The sequence below is a fragment of the Psychrobacillus sp. genome (genome assembly GCF_056205495.1).
The window spans coordinates 1-6,367 of the sequence record NZ_JBAEAP010000500.1 but is presented as its reverse complement, the minus strand read 5'-3'; the positions used below and the strand labels follow the sequence as shown (position 1 = coordinate 6,367).

General features: G+C 34.7%; 9 protein-coding genes. 7 read left to right on the top strand and 2 right to left on the bottom strand.

The annotated features are described in order from the left end of the window. The 3 genes from AC06OU_RS14300 to phoU form a co-directional block, all read left to right on the top strand. Window positions 1-509, top strand: a 509-nt coding sequence (locus AC06OU_RS14300; RefSeq protein WP_475856676.1) for a PstA family ABC transporter permease, incomplete at its 5' end; no start/stop codon positions are given. A 12-nt stretch (window positions 510-521) separates the two neighbouring features. Next, window positions 522-1,322 carry a phosphate ABC transporter ATP-binding protein PstB gene (gene pstB / locus AC06OU_RS14295; protein ID WP_475856674.1) on the top strand — a complete coding sequence of 267 codons (801 nt, stop codon included), beginning with the start codon at window positions 522-524 and terminating at the stop codon, window positions 1,320-1,322. 18 nt (window positions 1,323-1,340) lie between these two features. After that, a complete protein-coding gene (gene phoU, locus AC06OU_RS14290) occupies window positions 1,341-2,000 on the top strand; it encodes a phosphate signaling complex protein PhoU (RefSeq protein ID WP_475856673.1) in 660 nt (219 codons plus the stop codon). Between the two features lie 110 nt (window positions 2,001-2,110). Here phoU and AC06OU_RS14285 read toward each other — a convergent pair whose 3' ends face one another. Then, the gene (locus AC06OU_RS14285; RefSeq protein ID WP_475856672.1) at window positions 2,111-2,578 is read right to left on the bottom strand and encodes a hypothetical protein; all 468 of its coding nucleotides are present in this window, start codon (window positions 2,576-2,578) and stop codon (window positions 2,111-2,113) included. Next, on the bottom strand, window positions 2,575-2,931 hold the full coding sequence (locus AC06OU_RS14280; RefSeq protein WP_475856670.1) for a hypothetical protein: 357 nt from the start codon (window positions 2,929-2,931) through the stop codon (window positions 2,575-2,577). Before AC06OU_RS14280 ends, AC06OU_RS14285 begins: the two co-directional genes overlap by 4 nt. A 177-nt stretch (window positions 2,932-3,108) precedes the next feature. Between AC06OU_RS14280 and rpmG the strand changes: the two genes are divergently transcribed. The 4 genes from rpmG to AC06OU_RS14260 all read left to right on the top strand — a co-directional run bounded on the left by rpmG (window position 3,109) and on the right by AC06OU_RS14260 (window position 6,234). Beyond that, the gene (rpmG, locus tag AC06OU_RS14275) at window positions 3,109-3,258 is read left to right on the top strand and encodes a 50S ribosomal protein L33 (RefSeq protein ID WP_053588882.1); all 150 of its coding nucleotides are present in this window, start codon (window positions 3,109-3,111) and stop codon (window positions 3,256-3,258) included. Window positions 3,259-3,327: 69 nt separating this feature from the next. After that, window positions 3,328-3,918: a 5-formyltetrahydrofolate cyclo-ligase gene (locus AC06OU_RS14270; protein WP_475856668.1), complete on the top strand. Its 591-nt coding sequence runs from the start codon at window positions 3,328-3,330 to the stop codon at window positions 3,916-3,918. Continuing rightward, window positions 3,915-4,115, top strand: a complete 201-nt coding sequence (locus AC06OU_RS14265; RefSeq protein WP_475856666.1) for a YqgQ family protein — start codon at window positions 3,915-3,917, stop codon at window positions 4,113-4,115. The genes AC06OU_RS14270 and AC06OU_RS14265 overlap by 4 nt, the downstream gene beginning before the upstream one ends. 217 nt (window positions 4,116-4,332) lie before the next feature. Continuing rightward, window positions 4,333-6,234, top strand: a complete 1,902-nt coding sequence (locus AC06OU_RS14260) for an LTA synthase family protein (protein ID WP_475856665.1) — start codon at window positions 4,333-4,335, stop codon at window positions 6,232-6,234. Window positions 6,235-6,367 lie beyond the last annotated feature (133 nt).

Here is a 6,367-nt window from a genome sequence, read left to right as displayed (position 1 = left end):
CCTCAGTTGTTTTTGGATTATTGGGATTAACTATTTTTGTGCGTGCGTTGGCATTAGGGAATAGCGTACTAGCAGCAGGCTTTACTATGAGCTTGTTAATCTTACCGGTAATTATTGTGGCATCTCAAGAAGCTATACGCTCTGTTCCATCGGAGGTTCGGGAAGCTTCCTATGGAATGGGAGCAACCAAATGGCAAACAATTATTAAAATAGTGCTTCCTTCAGCTATTCCCGGGGTTTTGACTGGTGCAATTTTAGCATTGTCTCGAGCTGTCGGTGAAACTGCTCCGTTAGTTGTTATAGGTGTACCAGTTATTATACATTTTCTACCCGATGGACCGTTAAGCCAATTTACAGCTCTTCCTATGCAAATTTACGATTGGGCAAAAAGACCACAAGTGGATTTTCAATATGTTGCAGCTGCGGGAATATTAGTTTTGATGATTTTCTTACTGTTTATGAATGCAATAGCAGTTTTCATCCGTAACAAATTCCAAAAACGATACTAGGAGGACCCATCAATGGTATATGCTAAACAGAAAAGAACTGCCCAAGATTCTACGTCAACTAACATCGTATACGATACAAAGGATTTAAATTTGTGGTACGGTGCACACCATGCTTTAAAAAATATAAATTTGCAAATAAATGAAAACGAAGTCACCGCAATCATTGGTCCATCAGGCTGTGGTAAATCTACATATATTAAAACTTTAAACAGAATGGTAGAATTAGTCTCAACAGTAAAAATTTCTGGAGAAATAACTTATCGTAATAGAGGTATTTTTAAAGCAGACTATACCGTAGAGGAATTAAGAACAAAGGTAGGTATGGTGTTTCAGAAACCCAATCCTTTTCCTAAATCGATATATGACAATATAGCGTATGGTCCTAGGATACATGGGATTAGGAACAAGAAAATACTAGATGAAATTGTGGAGAATAGCCTACGCGGAGCAGCTATTTGGGATGAGGTAAAAGATCGTTTAAATGCAAATGCCTATAGCCTTTCTGGTGGGCAACAGCAAAGGATTTGTATAGCACGTTGTCTGGCAATTGAACCTGATGTAATTCTGATGGATGAACCGACTTCAGCGCTTGACCCAATCTCTACTTTAAAAGTAGAGGAATTAATGGCCGAGTTAAAGAAGGATTATTCCATTATAATTGTTACACACAATATGCAGCAGGCAGCAAGGATTTCAGATAAAACTGCATTTTTCTTAAATGGCGAAATAATTGAATTTGACCAAACAAATGTTATTTTTTCAACTCCGGAGGATATGCGCACAGAGGATTATATTTCGGGCCGCTTTGGATAACGAAAGGGGAAAAACATTATGGTAGGAAGAGAAAAATTTAATGAAGAGCTTAAACAAGTACAGCAGCTATTGGTTGAAATGAGTAACACAGCTATACAAACGATTGACCATGCAATGGATTATTTATTGGCAAATGATATTGAAGGTGCATTAACAGTCATAAATGATGACGTTCATATTAACCGAATGGAAGAGGAAATTAATGACCGGGTAATTTTACTAATTGCAAAACAGCAGCCAGTAGCAACGGATTTAAGACGGTTAATGGTGTTAGTGAAAATTGCTGCAGATATGGAGCGTATAGGGGACTATGCCGTAAATATCGCAAAAGAAACTATTCGTATAGGTAAAGACGAACATATAGCACCCATTTACTTGTTAGATGAAATGCGTGTAAAAACAATTGCTATGTTAAAACAAACGTTAACAGCATTTATAAAAGAAGATATGGAAGAAGCTAAAGCGATCGCTAAGCTAGATGATGAGGTAGATGAAATGTACGGCTACACGATTAAAACATTATTAGGAGTAGGGGTAAGTGATCCAACACAATTGAGTCAGGTAACACAGCTATCCTTTGTCTGTCGATATCTCGAAAGGTCTGCTGACCATGCAACTAACATGGCAGAGCGTCTTTTATATTTACTAAAAGGAAGACATTATGAGTTAAACAATTAAAGCATACGAAATATAGTAGAAACTGTATTTTATAAAGTGTAAAAAGCTCCTTCAATTTTACTGAATGGTAAAATTGAAGGAGCTTTTCTAGGTGTATTTATTCTCGCCACTTAGTTAGTGATCAACTCGGTAATTTGTTTGATAGTCATGGAAGAGTTTACTTCATAGTTCCCTATTTGGATTCGTCCTGCCAAATTTTGATCTACTATATAATCGTGTAAATCCATTTGGTTTTGAATAACTCCAGCTTCCTCTAATAAAGAACTAATATCAGAGGATGTCATGCCAGAAGTGATGGATAAAGTAAAGCCTTGAACAGGCGGAGAAGATGCTTGTTGTTTGTTTTCTTCTTTGTTTGGTTCATTTGGCTGCTCTTTTTGTGCATTTTCCAAGTTCAGTTGGAGTTGAGCAAGCTGTTCTTTGACACTAGATAGCTCTTTTTGAGATTGCTCATATGCTTGGTTCGTAACAACCCCAGTGGAAGTTATATCTTCTTGGAAAAACCGTTGCTCTATTTGAATCATGGTGCCGGCAAGGAATAAGCCAATGCCTAAGAAAAGAATAGATGTCTTTTTCATCCCTGGGAACCACCTATTACTGATTTAACTTCCTCTATAGAAAGAGAGGAGCGAGTGCTAATTTCCTTTAAGGAGTATCCTTGCTTATGTAATTCCAGTACCTGATTTCTTATTATTTCATGTACAATTGGTTTTACCACAGTTTGATTTTTTTTAGGGGCAGCATGGATAGGTTCTATCAGTAATTCTTCTTCAATAACCTTCATTCTCCGTTTAAGAGCACTTGTTTCCTGGTAGACGGTAAAAGAAAGATCCTCTACTTCTGCTTCTACTTTTTTAGAAGTGTCCTTAACAAAGAAAGAAATTGCGATTAAAAGTACCCCGAGAACCATAATAATAAATGATAAGTCCACTTTTTTTCACCTCAAAATTTAAATATCTTCTATCTATACTACCATAACCGAAAAAACTTTAAACAAATTCTTCTATAATATTGTAGATTTTCTTCAATTGTGTGCTATAATTGGTTAGTCGTATAAATCATGCTCAAGTTTTATATTTAATCCTGGCAAAGAGTGGGAGGGACAACCATGCGCGTTAATATTACATTAGCTTGTACAGATTGCGGAGAGCGCAACTATATTTCTAAGAAAAACAAGCGTAACAATCCAGAACGTCTTGAACTTAAAAAATATTGCTCTCGTGAAAAGAAAATGACTCTTCATAGAGAAACTAAATAATAACCTAAACCAAAACCTTTAGTGGTTTTGGTTTTTTTCTTTAGCTAATCTAATATTGGGGGTAAAATTATGTCCAAACAATTAATAAGAAAAAATATGCAGGAGAATTTATCTAGATTAGATCATGATTCATACATATTATATTCCGAGCAAATAAAAACAAACTTTTTACAAGAAATTTCTACTTTAAATTTCCAAACAATTGGCCTAACGATATCTTCTTATCCTGAGGTGGATACAGAGGGAATTATTAAGGCGCTTTGGGATATGGGGAAAACAGTAGTTGTACCAAAATGTTCTCCCAAAAGTCGAGCGATGACTTTTTATCACATAGAAAGCTACAATCAGCTTGAAACGGTCTACATGAATCTAAGGGAGCCAAATCCAAATGTGACGACGGCTATTAGTTCGGATGCAATTGAGTTGTTAATAGTCCCTGGAATTGTGTATAATAAGTCAGGTTATCGAATCGGGTACGGTGGTGGATATTATGATCGATTCTTATCTACTTACCTTGGCTTAACAATGTCCTTGGCTTTTGATATGCAGGTTAATGATGAAGTAGTACGAGAACAGTTCGATCTACCGGTTGACCGCATAATAACTGAGAGTGCAACCATACCATGTTATGAATATCGAAAAAAGGATGATTGTAATTGAAGTCTGTATATGACGTGATGCAGCTATTAAAACGTTTTGGGATTTATGTATACACGAAGGATCGTGTAGCAGATCTTGAAATAATGGAAGAGGAAATAAAAGAATTATATGCTATGCAGATGATTCAACCTGAAGATTTTCAACTGGCTATATTAATACTTAGACAAGAAAAAAGTAGAATTATTAAAACTTTATAACTAGGAAAAAGTAAACTTGTGTAAGACTAAAAAGCTATATTACAAAAGAAATGAAACTTTTCGGGTTTGAGAACGTCTAATAAAGGGTATATAAAAAGGGATTGTAAAATTTTATATTATTATCCCATTTCATTGATATTGATTTATTGTCAAGAAAGGATTAATATATACACTGTTACTTTACTCGCATAAGGAGTAAATAAGGAGGATGTAGGCATTGAAAAATAACTGGCCCAAACATTCTATTCTTGTAATTGCAATTGTGGCAACTTGGATAAAAACGTATATTGTGTACCACACGAGCTTTGATATGAAAATCGAGAATATAATGCAACAATTTATTTTATTTATTAACCCATTGAGCTTTTTGCTCCTGATCTATGGAATTTCTTTATTTTATAAAACCAATAAGGCTCGAAATAGACATATAGTAATTACTAGTGTGATACTTTCTATAGTGCTTTATGCAAATGCAGTATTTTATCGCTTTTTCACGGATTTCATAACCATTCCAGTCTTGTTTCAAACAAGTAACTTTGGAGATTTAGGTTCTTCTGCAGCAGCAAGTATCTTCCTTACTGATATTTTCTATTTCACCGATATTGCGATTATTTTAATCGCGATGAAATGGTTAAAAACTAGAGAAAAAGGTACGAGTATTAAACCAGCAACAAGAAGAGCATATTTTGTGCTTTCTGCTGCTATATTATTTTTAAATTTAGGACTTTCTGAAATTGAGAGACCTCAGCTTCTAACAAGAAGTTTTGACAGAGAGATGCTTGTTAAAAATCTTGGCTCATACAATTACCATTTATACGACATTTATATTCAATCCAAGTCCCATGCTCAACGTGCACTTGCAGATGGAAGTGAGTTAGTCGAAGTAAATAACTATGTACGCTCAAATCAAGCGGATCCTAATGAGGAAATGTTTGGCTTAGCTAAAGACAGAAACCTAATTGTTGTTTCTATGGAATCTTTACAGTCGTTTGTTTTAAATAACGAAATGAACGGGCATGAAGTAACACCATTCTTAAACAGTCTAACGAACGATAAAGATACATTCTATTTTTCAAATTTCTATCATCAAACAGGATTAGGGAAAACATCTGATTCAGAGTTTCTTATAGAAAATTCTCTTTATCCTTTAGGTGGCGGTGCGGTATTCTTTACACACGGGGAAAACACATACCACTCAATGGCAGAACGTTTAAATGATGAGGGTTACTTTACGAACGTCATGCACTCTAACAAGAAAAGCTTTTGGAACCGAGATATGATGTACCAGTCGCTTAATATTCAAAAGTTTTATGATGTAATGAGTTATGATGTAAATGATGAAAACTCAGTAAACTGGGGACTAAAGGATATTCCATTCCTAGAGCAATCTGTAGATTTAATGACAGAAATGCCTGAGCCTTTTTATTCACGTTTAATCACGTTGACGAATCACCATCCATTTACATTGGATGAAGAAGACATGTTAATACCTGAATACGATTCTAATTCTGGAACATTAAATAGATACTTCCAATCCGTTCGTTACATGGATGAATCATTAAAAGTATTCTTTGATGAATTAAAAGAAAAAGGATTATATGATAATTCTATTATTGTGATGTATGGAGACCATTATGGTATTTCTGAAAATCATAATGCTGCAATGTCTAAGTATTTAGGAAAAGAAATCACGCCTTATGAGTCTGCTAAGTTACAAAGCGTTCCTATGTTCGTTCATATACCAAATAGTGATGCTGGAAAAGAAGTAACGGATATTTCCGGTCAAATTGACTTACGTCCAACAATTTTACACTTATTAGGTTTAGAGACGAATAAGGATATGCAATTAGGTGCAGATATTTTCTCTGAGGATCATGAGGAATTTGTTATTTTCCGTAACGGTGGATTTGTTACAGAGGATTATTTATACACTGCAAACACATGTTATGAGAATGGAACAGGTCTAGAGGTCGAGATGGAAAACTGTCAACCATATGTTGATAGAGCAACACAGGCACTAGGCTATTCCGATAAAATTATCAATGGAGACTTGCTGCGTTTCTATGATTTAAAGACAGGTAATCTTTTAATTGATGAAACGAAGGATTCAACTGAATAATTTCTTAAAAGCACAGACTAAAAAGTCTGTGCTTTTTTAGCTTATAAATAAACTTAGTAAAATTTACTGGCGTCTTTTATTTAAATCTTAAGCAGTTAGAAAAGTCTTGATTTTATTATGTCCTTTTCAAAAT